General features: G+C 62.0%; 15 protein-coding genes. 3 read left to right on the plus strand and 12 right to left on the minus strand.

Going from position 1 to position 19,656, the window contains the following annotated elements; translation table 11 throughout:
* The first annotated feature begins 246 nt into the window (after positions 1-246).
* The 3 genes from HBN54_RS00325 (at position 247) to HBN54_RS00335 (ending at position 4,125) form a co-directional block, all read left to right on the plus strand.
* Positions 247-1,281 (plus strand): quinone-dependent dihydroorotate dehydrogenase, encoded by a 1,035-nt coding sequence (locus HBN54_RS00325; protein ID WP_168671158.1) that lies wholly within the window; start codon positions 247-249, stop codon positions 1,279-1,281.
* 490 nt (positions 1,282-1,771) lie between these two features.
* A complete protein-coding gene (locus HBN54_RS00330) occupies positions 1,772-2,752 on the plus strand; it encodes an aspartate carbamoyltransferase catalytic subunit (protein WP_168671159.1) in 981 nt (326 codons plus the stop codon).
* A 95-nt stretch (positions 2,753-2,847) separates the two neighbouring features.
* Positions 2,848-4,125 carry a dihydroorotase gene (locus HBN54_RS00335; RefSeq protein ID WP_168671160.1) on the plus strand — a complete coding sequence of 426 codons (1,278 nt, stop codon included), beginning with the start codon at positions 2,848-2,850 and terminating at the stop codon, positions 4,123-4,125.
* Between the two features lie 223 nt (positions 4,126-4,348).
* On the opposite strand, the gene HBN54_RS00340 is transcribed toward HBN54_RS00335, so the two are convergent.
* The 12 genes from HBN54_RS00340 to uvrA form a co-directional block, all read right to left on the minus strand.
* Positions 4,349-5,242, minus strand: a complete 894-nt coding sequence (locus HBN54_RS00340; protein WP_168671161.1) for an alpha/beta fold hydrolase — start codon at positions 5,240-5,242, stop codon at positions 4,349-4,351.
* Between the two features lie 264 nt (positions 5,243-5,506).
* Positions 5,507-7,006: an acyl-CoA synthetase gene (locus HBN54_RS00345; protein ID WP_168671162.1), complete on the minus strand. Its 1,500-nt coding sequence runs from the start codon at positions 7,004-7,006 to the stop codon at positions 5,507-5,509.
* 248 nt (positions 7,007-7,254) lie between these two features.
* On the minus strand, positions 7,255-8,814 hold the full coding sequence (locus HBN54_RS00350; RefSeq protein ID WP_168671163.1) for a sodium:solute symporter family transporter: 1,560 nt from the start codon (positions 8,812-8,814) through the stop codon (positions 7,255-7,257).
* A 145-nt stretch (positions 8,815-8,959) separates the two neighbouring features.
* A complete protein-coding gene (locus HBN54_RS00355) occupies positions 8,960-9,964 on the minus strand; it encodes a 3-oxoacyl-ACP synthase III family protein (RefSeq protein WP_168671164.1) in 1,005 nt (334 codons plus the stop codon).
* Between the two features lie 2 nt (positions 9,965-9,966).
* Positions 9,967-10,710, minus strand: a complete 744-nt coding sequence (gene fabG, locus HBN54_RS00360) for a 3-oxoacyl-ACP reductase FabG (protein ID WP_168671165.1) — start codon at positions 10,708-10,710, stop codon at positions 9,967-9,969.
* Positions 10,711-11,004: 294 nt separating this feature from the next.
* Positions 11,005-12,777 (minus strand): T9SS type A sorting domain-containing protein, encoded by a 1,773-nt coding sequence (locus tag HBN54_RS00365; RefSeq protein WP_168671166.1) that lies wholly within the window; start codon positions 12,775-12,777, stop codon positions 11,005-11,007.
* 257 nt (positions 12,778-13,034) lie between these two features.
* Entirely contained in the window at positions 13,035-13,865 is an 831-nt protein-coding gene (gene prmA / locus HBN54_RS00370; RefSeq protein WP_168671167.1) for a 50S ribosomal protein L11 methyltransferase, read from the minus strand.
* A 124-nt stretch (positions 13,866-13,989) separates the two neighbouring features.
* Positions 13,990-14,340 (minus strand): hypothetical protein, encoded by a 351-nt coding sequence (locus HBN54_RS00375; RefSeq protein WP_168671168.1) that lies wholly within the window; start codon positions 14,338-14,340, stop codon positions 13,990-13,992.
* A gap of 103 nt (positions 14,341-14,443) precedes the next feature.
* Positions 14,444-15,208, minus strand: coding sequence for a triose-phosphate isomerase (gene tpiA / locus HBN54_RS00380; RefSeq protein ID WP_168671169.1), 765 nt, complete (start codon positions 15,206-15,208; stop codon positions 14,444-14,446).
* A 73-nt stretch (positions 15,209-15,281) separates the two neighbouring features.
* Positions 15,282-16,160: a tryptophan-rich sensory protein gene (locus HBN54_RS00385; protein WP_168671170.1), complete on the minus strand. Its 879-nt coding sequence runs from the start codon at positions 16,158-16,160 to the stop codon at positions 15,282-15,284.
* 176 nt (positions 16,161-16,336) lie between these two features.
* The gene (locus HBN54_RS00390) at positions 16,337-16,735 is read right to left on the minus strand and encodes a DUF2251 domain-containing protein (protein ID WP_168671171.1); all 399 of its coding nucleotides are present in this window, start codon (positions 16,733-16,735) and stop codon (positions 16,337-16,339) included.
* Between the two features lie 11 nt (positions 16,736-16,746).
* Positions 16,747-19,635 (minus strand): excinuclease ABC subunit UvrA, encoded by a 2,889-nt coding sequence (uvrA, locus tag HBN54_RS00395; protein WP_168671172.1) that lies wholly within the window; start codon positions 19,633-19,635, stop codon positions 16,747-16,749.
* Between the last annotated feature and the right edge of the window lie 21 nt (positions 19,636-19,656).

Here is a 19,656-nt window from a genome sequence, read left to right on the forward strand (position 1 = left end):
ACGATACGACTATGCCATCTTTGCTCCCGGGTGGCGGATTGCGCTACGCCGGCTTGCTGGCCTGCTGCGTTTGCGTGTTTCACTGCCCGCCCTGCCTGTTGGGCTTCCTGCTCCGCTGATGTCAGGCCTGGCTCCCGCGGTGCTCGGGCCAGCTATGGCAAATTTCCAACACATGATTCCGGGCCTGCGACCGGTTTTGCAGGACACATTCACCGACCTTTAACTGTCAGTCTGACTCCGCTGCCCGTGTACAAGCCCCTCGTCAAACCCATCCTCTTCACCCTCGACGCTGAACGCGCCCACCACCTCGTTTTCGACAACCTGCGCCGGGCGGCGCGGGTGCCCGGCACGCCGACGCTGCTGCGGGCCCTGTATGATTTCCAGCACCCCAGCCTGGCGCGCGAGGTGTTTGGATTGAAATTTCCGAACCCGGTGGGGCTGGCGGCGGGGTTCGACAAGAATGCCGTGCTGACCGATGAACTGGCCACGCTGGGCTTCGGCTTCGTGGAAATCGGGACGGTGACGCCCCTGCCGCAGCCCGGCAACCCGCAGCCGCGCCTGTTCCGGCTGCCGCAGGACGAGGCGCTGGTGAACCGCATGGGCTTCAACAACGACGGGGCGGCCGTGGTGGCCGCGCGGCTGGCCCGGCGGGCGAACCGGCAGCTCATCATCGGCGGCAACATCGGCAAGAACAAGGACACGCCCAACGAGCGCGCCGCCGAGGACTACGTGGCCGGCTTCGAGGCCCTGGCCGAGGTGGTCGACTACTTCGTGGTGAACGTGAGCTCGCCCAACACGCCCGGCCTACGCGAGCTGCAGGAGAAAAAACCGCTGATTCAGCTACTGCAGCAGGTGCAGCAGCGCAACCAGGCCCGCGCCAGGCCGCGCCCCCTGCTCCTGAAAATAGCGCCCGACCTGACGGATTCGCAGCTCGACGACATTCTGGAAATAGCCCGCGAAACGCAGCTCAGCGGCTTGGTGGCCACCAATACCACCATCAGCCGCGACAACCTGAGCTCCGAGCCGGGCTACGTAGCCTCGCTGGGCGCGGGCGGGCTGAGCGGCAAGCCGCTGCGGGCGCGGGCCACCGAAGTCATCCGCTACCTGCACCGGAAGTCCGACGGCGGCCTGCCGATTATCGGCGCGGGCGGCATTCACTCGGCGGCCGATGCGCGGGAGAAACTGGAAGCCGGCGCGGCACTGATTCAGCTGTATACCGGCTTTATTTATGAAGGGCCGGCGCTGGTGAGCCGCATAAACCGGAGCTTGGTGCGCGGCTAAGGCGCTTCGCCAGCTGAGGCCGCGGAATAAAGAGCTAAAGTTAAGATGCTCGATGCTTGCCAAGCAATCGGTTACGCGGGCCATCTTTTTTTTACTGGCGAAAAGAAGGACGGAAAGTGCGTCGTTTAGCCTGTAGGGTCAAAAATAAAGGTTGAGAAAAGCGGTGCGAATTTAAAGTTAACATTACCGATGAATTGCCGGGCGTAACAATGCCGTATTTTTGCATCATGCTTCAACCAAAAAACTTGTTGATGAAGCGCGGGACCCTGCCCGGCTGGGACCCGCGAGTAGACCGGAAGGTCTTCGCCACCGTCGGTTTTCCCGATTTTGCCTTTGGTATTTCCGTTGTTTTTTCTGCGTATTGCCCCGCTACCGTTTCGGATTCCGAAACGGTTTTTTTATGTCCAGTGAGTAGGGTGTTGTTAAACAACTAGGGTAAAACCGCCCACTCGCAAGTGCTGACTACGTACTTCTTTTTCCCAATTTCGGTATGGCACGTAAAGACCTGCTCGACATCGCCTCCCTTCACCGTGAAGAAATCGAGTTCCTGCTCGACCAATCCACGTCTTTTAAGAAACTGTTCACCCGCTCGGTGAAAAAAATCCCCGCCCTCGAGGGCAAGTCCGTGCTCATGCTGTTCTACGAGGCCAGCACCCGCACGCACTCCTCGTTCGAGGTCGCGGCCAAACGCCTCTCGGCGGAGGTCACGAATTTCGACGTTGCCCACTCCTCCATCTCCAAGGGCGAGTCGGTGCGCGAGACGATTGAAACGCTCCAGGCCATGCGCACCGACTATATTGTCGTTCGCCATAGCCACCCCGGCCTGCCCGGCATGATTGCCCGCCAAACCACGGCCTCGGTCATCAATGCCGGCGACGGGGCCCACGAGCACCCCACCCAGGCCCTGCTGGACGCCTTCACCATCAAGGAGAAATTTCCCGACCCCAGGGGCAAAAAAGTCCTCATCATCGGCGATATTCTCCATTCCCGCGTGGCGCGTTCCACCAGCACCCTGCTGCAAAAGCTGGGCGTCGAGGTCGCGTACCTCGGCCCGGGCTCGCTGGTGCCCAAGTATGTGCCGGCCACCATCCGCCGCTTTACCGACTACGAGGCGGCCATGGCCTGGGCGCCCGATGTGGTGTACCTGCTCCGCGTGCAGATGGAGCGCCAGGACGTGCAGTTTTTCCCCAGCCTCCGCGAGTACCACCGGGTCTACGGCATCACCAATACCCGGCTGGCGGAAATCAGCGACCGCGGCCTCTACATCATGCACCCCGGCCCCGTAAACCGGGGTGTCGAGCTCTGCGACGCCGTCATGGACTACGAGCGCAGCCTTATCACCAACCAGGTCGAAAACGGTATTTCCATCCGCATGGCCGTGCTCGACTGGCTCACGCCGGGCGGGGAATTTCCGAAGCAGGAATCGTATACCGCCCCGCACCGAGCCAGCTCATCGGCAATCATACCCTAATTGCCGGACGCGGCGGCTGGTTCGCCCGTGTCCTTTCATCTTCAATAGCCAGAATACCCCTACTTCCCTTGCCGGTTTATCCTACTCCTCCCTTCATGCTCCTCCTTCAAAACGCCCGCATTGCCACCGAAAATTCACCCGTACTTCTCGAAGGCGACGTCCTGATTGTCGAAGGAAAGATTCAGGACATCGGCCCCGGCCTGGCCATTCCCGAGGGTGCCCGCGTCATCGACGCGCGCGGCCGGGTGCTGATGCCGGGCATGTTCGATGCCCACGTCCATTTCCGCGCTCCCGGGTTTGAAAACAAGGAAACCATCACCACGGGCAGCGAAGCGGCCATTAACGGCGGCATTACCGGCGTGGTGATGATGCCCAATACCCGCCCGGCCCTCGACTCGGCCACCGCAATAGCCACCGTGCTGGACAATGCCAGGGACCGGTCGCGCATTCCGGTGTACACCTCTGGCTGCGTCACCAAAAACCGCGAGGGCAAGGAGCTGGCGGAAATCGAGGGCATGCGCGAGCTGGGAGTGAAAATGCTCACCGACGACGGGGATACCACTGCCGACCCGGCGGTGCTGCTCCGGGCGATGCAGTACGCCACGGAGTTCGGGATGTTTTTCGCCAGCCACTGCGAGGTGTCGGAACTGGCCGGGCCGCGCGCCCTGAACGAGGGAGTGATGAGCTACCGGCTCGGCATCAAGGGCTCGCCGGCCTGCGCGGAGGAAATCATCATCGACCGCGACATTCGCCTGGCCCATGCGGCGGGCGCGCATGTGCACATCCAGCACGTATCCAGCAAGCTCGGCATGGAAACCATCCGCTGGTGGAAATCGCGCGGCGATGTGAAGGTGACGGCGGAAGTGATGCCGCACCACCTGCTGTTCACCGACGAGCACATCGGCGACTACGACACGAACTACAAAATGAACCCCCCACTGCGGACGCAGGCCGATTGTGATGCGCTGCTGGAAGGGCTCATTGAAGGCGTATTCGACATCATTGCTACGGACCATGCGCCGCACACGCCGTTCGAAAAAGCCCAGGATTTCATCAGCGCGCCCAACGGCATCACCGGCCTGGACACGGCCCTGGTGTCGCTCCATCACTTCTTCGTCGGGCCCGGCAAATTCGGGTGGGACTTGGTGGTGAAGCGCTATTCGGCGGAGCCCCGCCGCCTGATGGGCCTGCCGGTAGCCGCCATCGAAGTTGGCCAACCAGCCAACTGCGTCCTCTTCGACACCGCAGCGGAAACGACCTTCACGCGGGAATTCATGAAATCCAAATCCCAGAACACCCCCTTTATCGACCAGACGCTGAAAGGCCGGGTGGACCTGGTGATTTTAGGCACGGAAATCCTGCTTGAGCGCTGACAGGTAGGTGTGAGGTGGCCTGGCTAAGCTGGAGACAATTGGGACGTGGTTTCGAAGTGGCTGGGCGATTGGTAACCGAGGACCGGGGGCGCTGCCCGGCGTTGTAGCAGGCCACGTGGTAGCTGGTTTCGAAAGAAGCAGAAGTCTTTCATCTATCCACCTTTTCTGGACCGCCTCAAAGGGAAACAAGCTTTAAAAGAGGCTTTGAGTCAATTTGCCCATCCTACCGCACAAACGCCGCCACCAGCTTATTGAACTCGGCCGCCTGCTCGTAATGGGCGAAGTGGCCGGCTTCGGGCAGCAGCACTTGTTGGGCGTGGGGCAGGCGGGCCACGCCGGCCGCCGCCACCTGGGCCGTGCTGAGCTGCGGGTGCAGCGCCCGGTTGGGAATCAGGAAATCCTCGGCCCCGAACACCACCAGCGTGGGCTGCTGCACCTGCGGCAGGCGCTCGAAAATGGGGCCGTCGAGCATACCGGCCATGCTGTTGACCACCGTGAGGGCGTAGAGGCCGAAGTCGTCACACTGCATCATGCGCAGGCGCTCGGTTATCCAGAGGTCCACGGCCGGGGGCATTTGGTAGAAGTTGTACTTGTGGTTGGCGCGCACCTGGGCCTCGGGCGTGTGCCGAATGGAGGCCACCGTGTAGAAGGCGCGCAGCTGCTCCCGCTCGGGCGCGGTGAAGGTTTCGAAGCCGGCTGGCGAGGTGAGGACCAGCTTTTGGGCATCGGTGGGGTATTTCAAGGCCAGGGTCACGGCTATCTGGCCGCCCATGCTGTGGCCCACCAGCGTTACGTTGCGCAGGTGCAGCCGCTGGATAAACAGGTGGATGACCTCGGCGTAGAAATCCATGGTGCCAGGGTAGTGGCCCTTCGACGATTTGCCGTAGCCCGGCAGGTCGAGGGCCAGGCAGCGGCTGGTGCGGCTGAGCTCCGGCAGGGTGCGCTCCCAGGCCCGCACGTAGCTGCTCAGGCCGTGGATGAAAATGAGGGTGCTGCTGCCCTTGCCGGCATCAACGTAGGCGATTTCCAGCGAATCGGCCAGCGCCACGCGGTGCTCAGGAAAGCCGTAGGGGCCAATGACCTGGCGGATAGGCTCGGTTTGCGTTGGGAGAGACATCGCCGGGAAGCTTGCGGTGAGAAGAAGGAGGAATAGGGCGGGCAGGAGGCGGAGGGTCGGATGTTTCATTGGGAGGGAAAAAGAACGTCATGCTGAGCGGGGCATTTCCACCGCTTCGTTTGAGCGGGTCAACCTCACCCCCTGACCCCCTCTCCCGCGGAGAGGGGACACCGGTTTTGCTCCAGGCGATAATCGTCAGGCTCCCCTCTCCGCGGGAGAGGGGCCGGGGGTGAGGTGACGGCGGCTGGCGAAGCGACAGAACATTCAAACCGTCGCCTGCAGGGCTTTCTTATTAATTTTCCCGGTGTCATTCTTCGGCAGCTCGGCCACCAGCTCCAGGTACTTGGGCACCTTGAAGCGGGCCAGGTTGCCGGCGCAGTACGCCAGCAGCGCCTCGCAGGAAATATCCAGCCCCTTAGTCACGACGAAGGCCTTGCCGACTTCGCCCCAACGGGCGTCGGGCACGCCGATTACCGCCACTTCCGACACGCCGGGGAAGGTGAGCAGGAAGCGCTCAATCTCGGCCGGGTACACGTTTTCGCCGCCCGAGATATACATGTTTTTGATGCGGTCCATCACGAAGAAGTAGCCCTCCTCGTCGCGCCGCAGCAGGTCGCCGGTGCGGAACCAGCCGTCGGGCAGGGCTTTGGCGGTGGCTTCGGGGTCGCGCCAGTAGCCGGGCGTGGTTATGGGGCCGCGCAGGCAGAGCTCGCCCACTTTGTTGGGGCCTACTTCGCGGCCCTGCTCGTCGAGCAGGCGGGTTTCGACGTAGAAATTGGCCCGCCCTATGGAGCCGATTTTGCGCACGGCATCGTCCTGGTGCAGCGAAAACAGGTTGGGGCCGACTTCGGTAAGGCCGAAGCCCTGGCGGATTTTGATGCCCTTCCGGTCCCAGGCCCGGATAACTTCCAGCGGCAACGCCTCGCCGCCCACGATGAAGTAGCGCAGGCTGCCCAGGTCGGCGGTGGCGAAGGCGGGGCTTTCCATCATCATTTTGAGCATGGTGGGCACGCCCATGAAAATGTCGGCCTGCTCCTGGTCGAGCAGGGTGAGCAGGCGCTCGGGCTGGAACTTCTTCATCAGCCCTACCGTGGCCCCGCGGTGCAGAAACGGCGTGAGCAGCACGTTCCAACCGCCCGTGTGGAAGGGCGGCATGCAGTTGATGGTGACGTCGGTGGGCGTGATTTCGAGGCTCAGGCTGGTGTTGAGGCTATTCCAGAGCAGCATCCGGTGGGTGTAGAGGGCACCCTTGGGAAAGCCCGTGGTGCCGGAAGTGTAGAGGATGAACACGGGGTCGTCCTCCTCCGGCTCGGGGCCAGCCCAGGCGGGCTGGGGAGTGGCCAGGCCGCGCTGGCAGAGGTCGGCCAACGCCTGCAGCGGCCACACACGGGGCACCGCGGCCAGGCCGGGCAGCACCAGGGCCTTGTCCTGAAACTGCTCCTCGTAAATCAGCAGCGCGGGCTCGCAGTTGCGCACCAGGTAGTCTATTTCGCCGCAGGCCAGCCGGTAGTTGATGGGCACCAGCACGAGGCCCGTTTTTTGGGCCGCCACGAACAGGGCCACGTACTCCAGGCAGTGCTCGGCCAGCACCATCACCCGGTCGCCCTTTTGCAGGTGGTGGGTTTGGGTGAGCTCGGTGGCAAGGTAGTTGGCGGCCTGGTTGAGCTCGGCGTATGTATAGGCGCGGCCGGTGTCGAGCTCTTTGAGGGCCGTTTGGTGCGGGGAGTAGAGGGCCCACTTGGCGACCCAGTCTTTGGTGTACATAGTGCGGTGGGAATTGTGGTCACCTCACCCCCCCGGCCCCCTCTCCCGCGGAGAGGGGGAGCCACGGCGGCACTGGCAGCAATTGCTTCAGCATGTGCCGGATGCAAGGTGAATAAGGATGGAGAATGTGGGATGGAAAGATGTGAGCTATAAAATCCAAATAAAGTAGTGTCTTGCGCTGCAGTCGTCAGGCTCCCCCTCTCCGCGGGAGAGGGGGTCGGGGGGTGAGGTGACCCGCGGAGGGCCAGCTAAACCACTTCCGCTGCCATAGCTACCTCAGCCACTGAAGCTGCCTCAGCCTCCCCAACCCGCCGCCGCGCCAGATACCAGGCCCCGCCCACGGCTACCGAGGCCAGAATGCCCAGCGCGGCCGACACGCCGGGGTTGCGCACCGGGGCCTGCATGTAGGGCGTGAGCCGCCCGAAATACACCACAAAATGCACCAGCAGCGCCGTTACGGAGGCTACCGTCACGGCCGAGCGCGGGGCATCGCGCAGGAAAATCCCGAAGCTCACCGGCACGAAAGCCGCCGCGAAGTAGGCGTACACGCCGGTTTGGGCGAAGATGGCCACGCTCAGCTTGGCATTCACGAACTGGTCGTAGGAAAGCCAGATGGCCACGCCGCCCAGGGCCGCAATCACGACCCGGTTCAGCAGAATTTCGCGGCCGAAACCGCCGGTGCCCGCAAAGGCCGTGGCCGGCAGTAGGGGCTTGATAATGTCGGCCGTGATGGTGCTGGAAAGCGACTGAATCAGGCTCTCCAGCGTAGAAATGCCGGCCGAAATCAGCCCCAGAATAACCAGCAGGCCGAGGTATACGGGAAACTCGCGCACCACGTAGGCCGACATAATCTTGTCCATGCGCAGCTCCTGCCCGTTCAGCAGCAGGTTCGGGAAAGACAGCCGCGCATACAGGCCCACAAACACCACCGAGAAAAACACCGTGAGCACCAGCACTGCCGTGGTAAGGTAGCGGTTCACGTCCTTCTCGCTGTCGAGCAGCAGCGACTTGGTGATAAGGTGGGGTTGGCACACGATGGCCACGCCGATAACGATTTGGCAGACGATGATTTCGAAGTAGTCGCGAAACAGGTAGCTGCCGGGATTGGTGGCGTGCGTCAGGGCCGGGTCGATGGCGGCCAGCTTGGCAATAAAGCCGTGCACGCCCTGGCTGAAATGCTCGTAGCCCGAGGTGAGCAGCACGATGGCTACCAGCAGTTTCAGCGAGGCCTGAATGGTGTTGGTGTACACCATCGAATTGGCCCCGCCAAACATCATGTAGCCGAAAATGAACACCACCACAGATACCAGCACCGGCAGCGGCGGCGCGTTCAGGGCGTTACTGAGCACCTGAGTCAGCCCCACGCAAATGAGCACGATGAAGGTGATGAGCAGCAGCGACAGCCACCCGAAGTACCGCGTGAGCCCCGGGCTCTGGAACCGCGAGCCAATCCACTGGGCCAGGGTGTGGGCCTTCACCGTTTGCCCGTGCTTACGGAAGCCCTTGGTAAAAACCACCAGCGACACCATGGAGGCCAGCGGCATCACCACGCCAAACGAGAGCATAGCGCTCAGCCCATTGATGGCCACGAAGCCGGGATTGATGATAAAGGTGGCCGCACTGGTCATGGAAGCCGCCAGCGAGAGGCCCACGGCCACCGGGGAGAATTTTACCGAACCCACCGCGTAGTCCGACATGCTCTTGATTTTCAGCGCCCCGCGCACCACGAAGAAGAGGATAACCGCCGCGTAGCAGGCCAGCAGGACGGCCGTGGCGGTTACTTGTTGGGGAGTAGCGATGCCGTTCATGGGTGGGAATGTAGCGCGGACTTTGTAGTCCGCGGGTGAACAATGGTTGAATGTAGGGGCGGGGCTTGCTCCCGCCCGGTGCCTGAACGACCAACAGCGCAATCGTTCAACGACGGGCGGGGACAAGCCCCGCCCCTACTTTGCGCTACATCCGAAAAGCCGCCCCGGCAAACGCCAGCCCGCCGCCGGAGCCAATCAGAAATATCAGGTCGTTTTCCTTAATGTCACCGGCCGTCACGGCCTTATCCAGCGCCATGGGGATGGCGGCCGAGCCGGTGTAGCCAAACTCGCGCATGATGAGCGGGGCCCGCTCGCGAGGCACGCCCAGCCGGTCCAGCGTTTCGTGAATGGCGTGGATGTTGAGCTGCGTCATCACGTAGTGGTCCACCTCACAGGGGCACACGTTGATATCGGCCCCCATTTCCTTCGCCAGGCGCGTCCAGATATCGGGGTTGATTTCCTTGGGGAAGCGGTGGATAAACTTCAGCTTGTGGTCGTTGCGGGCCAGCACGTCGGCGGTCAGGGGCTGATGGGTGGCCCCGGCATATATACCCATCCAGCCGGTGTACTGGCCCTCGGTGTGCAGGCGGCTGGTGAGGAAACCCCGGTTCGTATGCTCAGCCGAGGTGAGGAGCACGGCGCCAGCCCCGTCGGCGAAAAGCGTCACGGTTTTTTTATCGCTCATGTCCAGGTACTTGCTCATGGCGTAGCCGCCAATGACCAGCACCCGGTTATAGCGCGTGTCGGAGGTGATGTATTTGGCGGCCACGTCCAGCGCTGTCACAAAGCCGGCGCAGGCGGCGTTGAGGTCGAAAGTCCCTGCTCCCGTGGCCCCCAGCCGGTGTTGCAGCACGGCGGCGGTGGAGGGCGACACGTATTCCGGTGTGTCGGTGGCCACGATGAGCAGGTCCAATTCGTCGGGCCGCACGCCGGCGCGGTCCAGCGCCTGCCGGGCGGCATGCTCGCACAGGTCGGCCACCGACTCGTCGTCGGCGCACCAACGGCGGGCGTGGATGTTCACGTTCTGGCAGAGCCACGTATCCACGTCCTCGCCCAGCAGCTCGTTGAAGTAGCTGTTGGGAAGCTCTCGTGTAGGGGCGTAAGAGCCGGTGGCGGTGATAAGTGCGCGGCGGCCGGTAGCAGTCTGCATGGCTAAATCGTTACGGCCCCGTCCACGCTCAGCACCGTGCCCGAGATGAAACCGGCTTCGTCGGAAGCCAGGAAAAGGTAGGCGTTGGCGATGTCCTCGGGCGTGCCCAGGCGACGCAGCGGGGTGCGGCCTTTCAGCATCTCCACCACCTTTTCGGGGATGGTTTCAATCATCTCTGTGGCGATGAAGCCGGGGGCCACGGCGTTCACCGTGATGTTGTATTTGCCCAGCTCGCGGGCCAGCGTTTTGGTGAGGCCGATGAGGCCGGCTTTGGTGGCCGCGTAGTTGGCCTGCCCAAAGTTGCCGTACAGCCCCACCACCGAAGACGTGTTGATGATGCGCCCGCTCTGCTGCGCTTCCATGAACGGAGCCACGGCCTGCGTGCAGACGAACACGCCGGTCAAATTCACGTCGAGCACCTGCTGCCACTGGGCCAGCGTCATCTTGCGCAGCGTGGCGTCGCGGGTGATGCCGGCGTTGTTTATCAGCACGTCGAGGCGGCCGAACTGGGCGTGCGCGGCCTGGGCGGCGGCGGCCACCTGCTCGGGCTGGGTGGTATTTACGATGGCCATAACGGCCACGCCGCCGGCCGCTTCAATCTCGCTAAGCGTGGCTTCGGCTTTGGCCTTGTCAATGTCCCAGATAACCACTTTCGCGCCCTCGGCGGCAAAGCGTAGGGCTGAAACCCGGCCAATGCCGCTGGCTCCGCCGGTGATGATGATGACTTTATCCTGTGCTCGTTTCATGCTGATTCTTAATGCAGCATGAAAGTAGCGGGAGCGGTTAGCGGGGCATCCAGAGCAGCGAAGAAAACCACGGTGGACTTAAGCCCTTTTATTTCCCTCGCTCATCCACAAAACAATAATTTTCAATAAGTTGAGCAAGCCATTCGATTACCGGACTGGCGACCTCCCGCAGCCCGGCCAGCTTCAGGTACACAACAAAAACCCCGGTCCAGCAGCCCCCACCAACTAAGTGGTGGGACCGACAGACCGGGGCTTTCTACGTCGTTGTTTTCGGCTGCTTAGCCGCTTACGCGCTTACTCGTGCGCGCACTTGGCGGTCAGGCTCACGTTGGCATCGGTGTACACCAGCAGGTAGTTGCCCTTGGCCAGATTGCCGAGGCTAACCGACGTTGAAACGCCGCCCACGGCGGGCGTTAGCATGGCCACGCGCTGACCCACAAAGTTGTAGACCGTAAGGCGGGCTTCGGCAGTAGACTTTGGGTGTTCTACGGTCAATAGCTCAGCGGCGGGGTTGGGGAACAGGTGCAGGGGCTCCACTACAGCACCGGTGGGCCGGGTGGCCGTGGCCACGGCCACAATGCCATTGAGGTAATTTTCGAGGTTGGTGTAGCCGTTGGCGGCGATGCCCTGGCGGTCGGCCGCGTTGTTGGGGTTCAGGCCGTTGGCCAGCTCGTAGGCATCGGTCATGCCGTCGTGGTCCGAGTCGGCAGGCGCGGGGCCGCAGCTGAGCACGGGCCAGGCCACCTGCGAGGTAGCGATGGGCGTGTGGGCCGGGAAGCCGCCCTGCACATCAATCAGGCCGCCGGTGCGGTTCTGCACTTCCGTGATAATGCGCTGGTCGATGGCATCGCGCACGGGCAGGATGCAGCCCACGCCCTGCAGCACCGAGGAATAAGCCGCCACCGCCGTTTGGGTATTGAGCGGGGCAATGTTGAACGGCGTGAGGGCTTTCGACTGCACGGTGTCGGCCAGGGTGCCGCCCTGCATGGTAGCGCCTTTCCAGTTGGCATTCGTCACTATGGCGCTTCCATCTACATAGTTACCAGCCAGATAAATCTGGGCGTAGGGTAGCAATGGTGCAGTGGTTTGCTTATACGGGTTCACCGTTTTGGAGCGGCCGCTGGTCGAAGGCCCCCACTTATAGTAGTTATTCACCATGTTGTAGTTGCCCCCTTCGCCGCCGTACGCGTTGTTCGAGCCCCAGTCGTAGATGACGTTGTTGCGAAAGTCGCAATTTTCCGAGCCAATGGCCGCGCCGTAGCGGGTGCCGTTCCAGCGCGGGGCCCGGCTGTTGACGTGAGCAAACAAATTGTGGTGAAACGACGCCCGCCGGCCGCCCCAGATGCCGCCGTAGCCGTGGCGCTCGTAGTCGGCATCGCCGGTTTCGAAGTGGTAAGAGTAGTTCAGGGGCTCCGAAATGAGGTTCCATTGCAGGGTCATCGAGTCGGTGGCCGCACCGTAGAACGTGAAGGCTTCGTCCTCGCTCCAGCTCATGGTGCAGTGGTCCACCACCATATTCTTGCGGTCGATGCCGTCGAAGGCATCCTCATCGCCATTGCCATTGGTTTGCCCGATGCCGGTTTGTTGCGGGTACCGGTCGCCGAGGCGGAAGCGCACAAAACGCACGATGACGTTGTCGCCGGTCACCTGCACCTGGCGGTCGGCCAGGCAAATGCCGTCGCCGGGGGCCGTCTGACCCGCGATGGTGGTATTGCGCGGAATACTCAGGCGCGCCGTGAGGTGAATGGTGCCGCACACCCGAAACACAATGGTGCGGTACAGAGCCGCAGTAGCCGGCTGGCTCACGGCATAGCGCAGCGTGCCCGGCGTGTTGGTATCGGCCAGGCTCGTCACCTCATACACCGTGGTGGGCGTGGCCGTCCGGCCCCGGCCGCCGCTCGTAAATCGCCCCGCCCCTTCCACGCCGGGAAAGGACAGCTGCTGGGCCTGCACCGGCGCACTGGCGGCCAGGCCGGCCACCAGTGCCACGAGGCTCAAGCCAACCCGCGCCGCTGGCCGGCCGGCTGCAACACGAAGCGAAGAAAACGGAGCGGAGAATAAATTCATTGCGGGAAATCTGGGGTGCTGATAAAAGAATGACTCAGGCCCGCCGTGCCAAAGCAGCCGCAGCAGACCGGTAATTCTGTATGCTAATATTACGGCCCCAATGGCCCGCAATATGCCGTCAGGCCCCTTTTTATTCGCGCAATCGTTGCCGGGAACGATGCCACCCGGCGCAACCAACGCCTCACCCAGCCGGCCACAACGCAAAACGTCCTGCCTCGATACCGAAGCAGGACGCTCTTCACTATTGGCGCTGATATTTATTCCTTCTCGAACACCGCCGATACCCAGCTACGCAGCGTACGGTGGCGCTGGTAGCGCAGGCCATGCTTGCTGGCTTCGGCCTGAATTTTGGGCAGGTCTTCCTCGTAGAAGCCGCTAAACAGGATGGGCCGGCCGCTGGGCAGCAGGCGGGCATACTCGTGCATATCCTCCAGCAGCACGTTGCGGTTGATGTTGGCCAGAATCAGGTCGAAGGGCTCCTCGTTGGCGAGGGTTTCCACGCCGCCCAGGCGGCACTCGATGCCGTGGCACTGGTTTTCGGCGGCGTTGTCGCGGGCGTTTTCCACGGTCCAGGGTTCCGTGTCCACGGCCAGCACCTGGCGGGCCCCCAGCATCTCGGCCATAATGGCCAGGATGCCGGTGCCGGTGCCCATGTCCAGCACACGCAACCCTTTGTGGCTCACATCAAGCTGATTTTCAATCATCAGAGCCGTAGTCTCGTGGTGGCCCGTACCAAACGACATGCGCGGCATTATCACAATGTCGTAGTCGACACCGGCCGGCTCGGGGTGGAACGGCGCGCGCACTGACACCCGCTCGGCAATGATGAGGGGTTGGAAGTTCTTCTCCCACTCAGCATTCCAGTTCTGGCGGGTGATGACGCGGTGCGAATGGCTGAGTTCGCCCTGGCCCTCGTAGCGGCTCATGATTTCGGCCACCGCGTCGGGGTTGAAAACATCTTCGGTGGTGTAGGCCTGGAAGCCTGCATCGGTATCCTCAAAGGTGTCGAAACCCACTTCGGCCAGCTCGGCCACCAGAATGTCGGCCAGCTCGCGCGGGGCTTCGACGGTCAGTTCAATAAAATCCACTTCGTGTAATTATGAATTAAAAATTATGAATTATGAATTAAAAATATTGACTAATAATTGACAAACATGCAGTTAAGCACAATTTCATCAATTCATAACTCATAATTCTTAATTCATAATTCACCTAATTGGTCTTGCAGCCGGCGAAGGAGCGCACGGTGGTGTAGTGAATGCTGAAATCGGCGCGGCTGCGGTCCGTGACCACCAGCAGCACATAGTCGGCAAAGTCGCGGGCGGGGGCTTCGGCCCACAGGCCGGGCTTATCGGCAAACAGCTTGTTGTTCTCCTTGAAAATCAGCACATCGGCAAAGGCTTCTTCGGGCTCTACGTACACCGTGCCGTAGCAGTAGCTGCGCCGGCCGGGGTCGGTTTCGAGGTACACCGAGCCGAAGATTTTGCACGGCTCCAGCGGGCCGGCGGCCGGGGTTTTGGCGGGCAGCAGGGCCAGCAGAAGCGTAAGGATGAAGGAGAGCATATCGTTGTGAGGTAAGCTTTAGCTTGCCGTTTACCGGAAGCTGTTGCGCGAGCAGTTCGTTCACCAATTATCAGGCCACGACAAGCTAAAGCTTACCTCACAATTAAAACGACTGGATAATCGTGGTGAAGTCGGCCGCTTTCAGGGCCGCGCCGCCGATGAGGCCACCGTCCACGTCGGGCTGCGAGAACAGCTCCTTGGCGTTCTGGGCATTGGCCGAGCCACCGTAGAGAATGGTAGTATCAAGGGCGGCCTGGGCATCGTAGGCGCGGGCAATCTGCTCGCGGATGAAGGCGTGTACTTCCTGCGCCTGGGCGCTGGTAGCGGTGCGGCCCGTGCCAATGGCCCAGATGGGCTCGTAGGCAATCACCACCTGCGCAAACTCCTCGTTGCTGAGGTGGAATAGGCCGTCGGTAAGCTGCTTGCCGATGTATTTAAACGTTTCGTCGGCCTCGCGGGTGTCCAGCGACTCGCCCACGCAGAAGATGGGCTTGAGGCCGGCGGCCAGGGCCGCTTTCAGCTTCTGGCCCAGCAGCTCGTCATCCTCGCGGAAGTACTGGCGGCGCTCCGAGTGGCCCAGAATCACGTATTCGCAGCCCACCGAGGCCAGCATTTTGGCCGAAACTTCGCCGGTGAAGGCGCCGCTTTCTTTCTGGTGGCAGTTCTGGGCCCCGAGGTGGAAATTGGAGGCCGGCGGTAGCTGCTGGCCCACGGCGTGTAGGAACGGGAACGGCGGGCAAATCACGACGGTGGGCGCGGAAGCCGCGCCCGCTTCGCCAGCCAGGCTGGTGATTTCGCCTACCAGGGCCAGGGCCTCGGGGTAGGTCAGGTTCATTTTCCAGTTGCCGGCAACAAGTTTTTGGCGCATAATCGAGCGGGTCAGGTAAGAAGGTTGGGACTACCTGCAAAGCTACGCTGCGTACCCGCGCCGCACCTCGCGGCTACTCGGAGGCGCGCATGTTGCGGGCGGCAATCTCGGCTTCGGCGGCGGCGGCGGCTTCGTCGCGCAGCTGCCAGGGCGTTTTGCGGCCGCCCAGCCGCGAGAGCACCACACCCGCAATGGCCACCAGGGTAGCGCCAATCAGGGCGGCCCAGCCCAGCTCGGGCACTTCGCGCAGCCGCACCACCCACACGGCCACCAGCGCCCAGGCCACCACCAGCGGAAACACCATGTCGCGGAATACCCGGCTCATAATGAGCCCCAGCGCAACTACTACAAAAATAAGCCCCAGCGTGAGGGTTATCGATGCGCCTTCGGCTGTTTGCCAGCCCAACTGCTGCAGCCCGATGGTGATGTTGATAACCGACGCCACCGAAATCCAGCCCAGGTACAGCGACAGCGGTACGCCCGCCAGCACCGGGGCCGCATCGGCAAAAATGCGCCGCCGGGCCCGTCCGTAGGCCACCACCAAGCAACCAAGAATGAGCAGCATCACGCCCACACTGGGTAAAATCAGCTCATAGGCAAACAGGACCACCCAAGCCCCGGTGGCAATACTGGCCAGCGTGAGCGGCTTAGCCAAGGCATCGGGCAGCGATATGCGCCGTTGCGCCGGCAGCAGCTGCCAAACCGCATAAATGGTCAGGGCCAGAAAAATCAGGCCCCAGATGCTGAACGCATAGCCCGCCGGCGTGAGCAGCGTGGGGTACTTGGCCGAAACCGCGCCCATCGTTTGCCCGGCGAAGGGGCGGGTATTAGAATAATAGTTGAGGGCAATATTGCCGATGATGGCCAGCGCCGCCAGCCACCGCCAGAGCCGGCCCGTGCCCGACCGATTAGCGGCAGCGTAGTGGTCCGGAGGCGTTGTAGCGGTGGGCATAGTCACGGGTGTGGGTGTGAGGGGGGGCGGCGAACTTACGTATTAATCTTTATGGATGGTTCTGCGTTTTTTAGCCCGTCCTGATTTAGGCTTCGCGTTCCGCATCCACTGCTCTACAGGCCAACGCCTTGGCCGGTATTAGGCTCACCAAACTGCCCTGGCGGACCTTGGCTGTATCAGGCCGCAAAGTATTGTTCAATTAAATCATCGGTCAATTCCCGTTTCAGCGTTTGCCCGTTGCGGGCTGGCGGGAATGCATTCCGGCAAAAGCCCGCCATGCGTTGAAAGTCATACAGCGCATGGCAGTAACCATTGATGAGCAGTGCCGCGGCCGTGCCGGCTACGTCCCAAAATACCTGTACCGTCACCGGCACCTGCCGGTCGGCCACGTTGGCCACATCATAAATATGCAGGGCATCAAGCAGCTCCATGGTGGTGCCCGGGCGTACGGCATACAGGTACCCCGTCGTGCCATCGTCCTCAAACACCACGCCTATCGTGCCGGCCGCCGACGTGCTCTCGATAATAGTATCGGGCGTCCCAACCGTAATTTTTGCTTCGACACCGAGCTGCATAATGGCTGAGCTTAGGAAACCTTCTCGGCCAGGAAGCGGGCCGTGTGGTTGGAGTCTTTCAGCTTCACCATGTCCTCCGGCGTGCCTTCGAACAGCAGGTGGCCGCCGTTGAGGCCACCTTCGGGGCCGAGGTCGATAATCCAGTCGGCGCACTTGATGATGTCGACGTTGTGCTCGATGATGAGCACGGAATTGCCCTGCTCGATGAGCGCATTCAGCGCGCCCAGCAGCTTGGCAATGTCGTGGAAGTGCAGGCCGGTGCTGGGCTCGTCGAAGATGAACAGAATTTTATCCTGCTGCAGCGTAGCGCCTTTGGTGAGGAAGCTGGCCAGCTTCACGCGCTGGGCCTCGCCGCCGCTCAGCGTGTTGGCCGACTGCCCGAGGCGGATGTAGCCCAGGCCCACATCTTCGAGCGGCCGAAGGCGGTCGGCCACTTTGGGCTGGGGCTGGAAGAACTGCACGGCATCGGTCACCGTCATTTCCAGCACCTCGTAGATGTTCTTGTCCTGGAATTTGATTTCCAGAATGTCCTGCTTGAACTTGTGGCCACCGCAGCCCTCGCAGGTCAGGTAGATGTCGGCCATAAACTGCATCTCGATTTTCACCTGGCCTTCGCCCTGGCATACTTCGCAGCGCCCGCCGTCCACGTTAAACGAGAAGTGCGATGGCTTCAGCCCCCGTGCCTTGGCCAGCGGCTGCTCCGAAAACAGCGTCCGGATGGCGTCATAGGCCTTCACATACGTCACCGGGTTCGAGCGCGACGACTTGCCGATGGGGTTCTGGTCCACGAACTCGACGTGCGACACCTGCCCGTTCACGCCGGTAAGGCGGTCGAACTTGCCGGTGCTTTCGCCCGCGCCGCCGCCCAGCATCTTCATCAAGGCCGGGGCCAGAATGCGCTTGATGAGCGTGGATTTGCCCGAGCCCGATACACCGGTTACCACCGTCATCACGCCCAGCGGCAGCTTCACGCTCACGTTCTTGAGGTTGTTTTCGCGGGCGCCGGTCAGCTCCAGGGCGTTGCGCCAGGGGCGGCGGCTTTTGGGCACAGCCACCTCCATTTTACCGCTCAGGTAAAGGCCGGTGTAGGTTTCAGTGTCCTGCAGCAGCTCGGCCATGGTGCCCTGAAACATCAGGTTGCCACCGCCGCTGCCGGCCTCGGGGCCGATGTCAATAATCTGGTCGGCGGCCTCCATCATCTTCTCCTCGTGCTCCACCACCACCACGGTGTTGCCCAGCTGCTGCAGCGAGCGCAGCACGCCAATCAGCTGCTCGGCATCCTTTGGGTGCAGGCCGATACTGGGCTCATCCAACACGTACATGGAGCCCACCAGCGCCGAGCCCAGCGACGTAGCCAGCGAAATGCGCTGGCTCTCGCCGCCGCTGAGCGTATTGCTCAAACGGTTCAAAGTCAGATACCCCAGGCCCACGCGGTTGAGGTAGCCGAGGCGGTTGGTGATTTCCGTTACGAGGCGTTCGGCCACTTTGGCGTCGTGCTCGCTCAGGCTCATGTTCTGGAAGAACGTCAGCGCGTCGGAGATGGGCAGCAGCACGATATCGGCAATGCTGCGGCCGTCGATGCGCACGTACTGCGCATCCTTGCGCAGACGGGTGCCGCGGCAGTCGGGGCAGGTGGTGCGGCCCCGGTAGCGGCTTTGCAGCACGCGGTACTGGATTTTGTGGGTCTGCTCGCTCACCCACTTAAAGTACTTGTCCAGGCCGTCGAAGTGCTTATTGCCGGTCCAGAGCAGGCGCTGCTCGGCCTGGCTGAGGTCGTTATAAGGCCGGTGAATGGGAAAATCGAAGCGGATGCCGTTTTTAAGCAGCGGCTTCAGCCACTCGCCCTGCTTTTCGGTGCGCCAGGGGGCAATCGCGCCTTCGTACACGGTCAGGCTCTTGTCCGGAATCACCAAATCCTCGTCAATCCCCAGCACCGAGCCGAAGCCCTCGCAGGTCTGGCACGCGCCGTAGGGGTTGTTGAAGGAGAAGAAGTTGACGCTGGGCTCCTCGAAGGTGACGCCGTCGAGCTCGAATTTGTCGGAGAAGGTGCGGGTTTCGGCGCCTGGTGCCTGGTGCTTGGTGCTTGGTGGCTGGCTTTCCGAGGCAATTACTAATTGAACAACGCAGGTACCGTGGCCCTCGAAAAACGCAGTTTGCACCGAATCCGACAGACGGAAGAGCAGGTCCTCGTCATCGGGGCGCAGCACGGCGCGGTCCACCATGATATAGACGTCGCCCTTCACCTCGGGCTGGTCCTCCCCCACCAGGTCCTCGATTTGCGAAGTCACGCCGTCCACCACCACGCGGCTGTAGCCTTTTTGCAGCAGCAAATCCAGCTCCTTGCTCATGGGGCGGGTTTTGTCGGGGCGGTGCAGCGGGGCCAGAATCATGGCCCGGGTGCCCTCTGGCTGCGTAGCCAGAAAGTCCACCACATCGGCCACATTATCCTTGCGCACCTGCTCGCCGCTCACCGGCGAAAACGTGCGGCCCACCCGCGCAAACAGCAGCTTGAGGTAGTCGTAAATCTCAGTACTGGTGCCCACCGTCGAGCGGTTGTTCTTGATGCTGACCTTCTGCTCGATGGCAATGGCCGGCGAAATGCCCCGGATGTAGTCCACATCGGGCTTGTCCATGCGGCCCAGAAACTGGCGGGCGTAGCTGCTCAGGCTCTCCACGTACATGCGTTGGCCTTCAGCATACAGCGTATCGAAGGCGAGGCTGGATTTGCCCGAGCCCGAGAGGCCCGTGACAACGATGAACTGGTTGCGCGGCAGGGCCACGCTGAGGTTTTTGAGGTTGTGAACCCGGGCGTTTTTGATGAGGATAAATTCGCGGGGGTCGAGATTATCAATGGCGTTGTCGGCGGGGGCCGACACCTGCAAAGCGTCTTTTTTGGGCATAAACAAACTAACAGCGGAGGG

This window comes from Hymenobacter artigasi (assembly GCF_012275535.1).
GTDB lineage: Bacteria > Bacteroidota > Bacteroidia > Cytophagales > Hymenobacteraceae > Hymenobacter > Hymenobacter artigasi.

What these genes read in the sequence shown, in the direction of transcription:
- HBN54_RS00330 (WP_168671159.1), top strand. Translation starts at nt 1,772, where the DNA reads ATGGCACGTAAAGACCTGCTCGACATCGCCTCCCTTCACCGTGAAGAA.
- HBN54_RS00335 (WP_168671160.1), top strand. Translation starts at nt 2,848, where the DNA reads ATGCTCCTCCTTCAAAACGCCCGCATTGCCACCGAAAATTCACCCGTA.
- HBN54_RS00340 (WP_168671161.1), bottom strand. Translation starts at nt 5,242, where the DNA reads ATGTCTCTCCCAACGCAAACCGAGCCTATCCGCCAGGTCATTGGCCCC.
- HBN54_RS00345 (WP_168671162.1), bottom strand. Translation starts at nt 7,006, where the DNA reads ATGTACACCAAAGACTGGGTCGCCAAGTGGGCCCTCTACTCCCCGCAC.
- HBN54_RS00350 (WP_168671163.1), bottom strand. Translation starts at nt 8,814, where the DNA reads ATGAACGGCATCGCTACTCCCCAACAAGTAACCGCCACGGCCGTCCTG.
- HBN54_RS00355 (WP_168671164.1), bottom strand. Translation starts at nt 9,964, where the DNA reads ATGCAGACTGCTACCGGCCGCCGCGCACTTATCACCGCCACCGGCTCT.
- fabG (WP_168671165.1), bottom strand. Translation starts at nt 10,710, where the DNA reads ATGAAACGAGCACAGGATAAAGTCATCATCATCACCGGCGGAGCCAGC.
- HBN54_RS00365 (WP_168671166.1), bottom strand. Translation starts at nt 12,777, where the DNA reads ATGAATTTATTCTCCGCTCCGTTTTCTTCGCTTCGTGTTGCAGCCGGC.
- HBN54_RS00375 (WP_168671168.1), bottom strand. Translation starts at nt 14,340, where the DNA reads ATGCTCTCCTTCATCCTTACGCTTCTGCTGGCCCTGCTGCCCGCCAAA.
- tpiA (WP_168671169.1), bottom strand. Translation starts at nt 15,208, where the DNA reads ATGCGCCAAAAACTTGTTGCCGGCAACTGGAAAATGAACCTGACCTAC.
- HBN54_RS00385 (WP_168671170.1), bottom strand. Translation starts at nt 16,160, where the DNA reads ATGCCCACCGCTACAACGCCTCCGGACCACTACGCTGCCGCTAATCGG.
- HBN54_RS00390 (WP_168671171.1), bottom strand. Translation starts at nt 16,735, where the DNA reads ATGCAGCTCGGTGTCGAAGCAAAAATTACGGTTGGGACGCCCGATACT.
- uvrA (WP_168671172.1), bottom strand. Translation starts at nt 19,635, where the DNA reads ATGCCCAAAAAAGACGCTTTGCAGGTGTCGGCCCCCGCCGACAACGCC.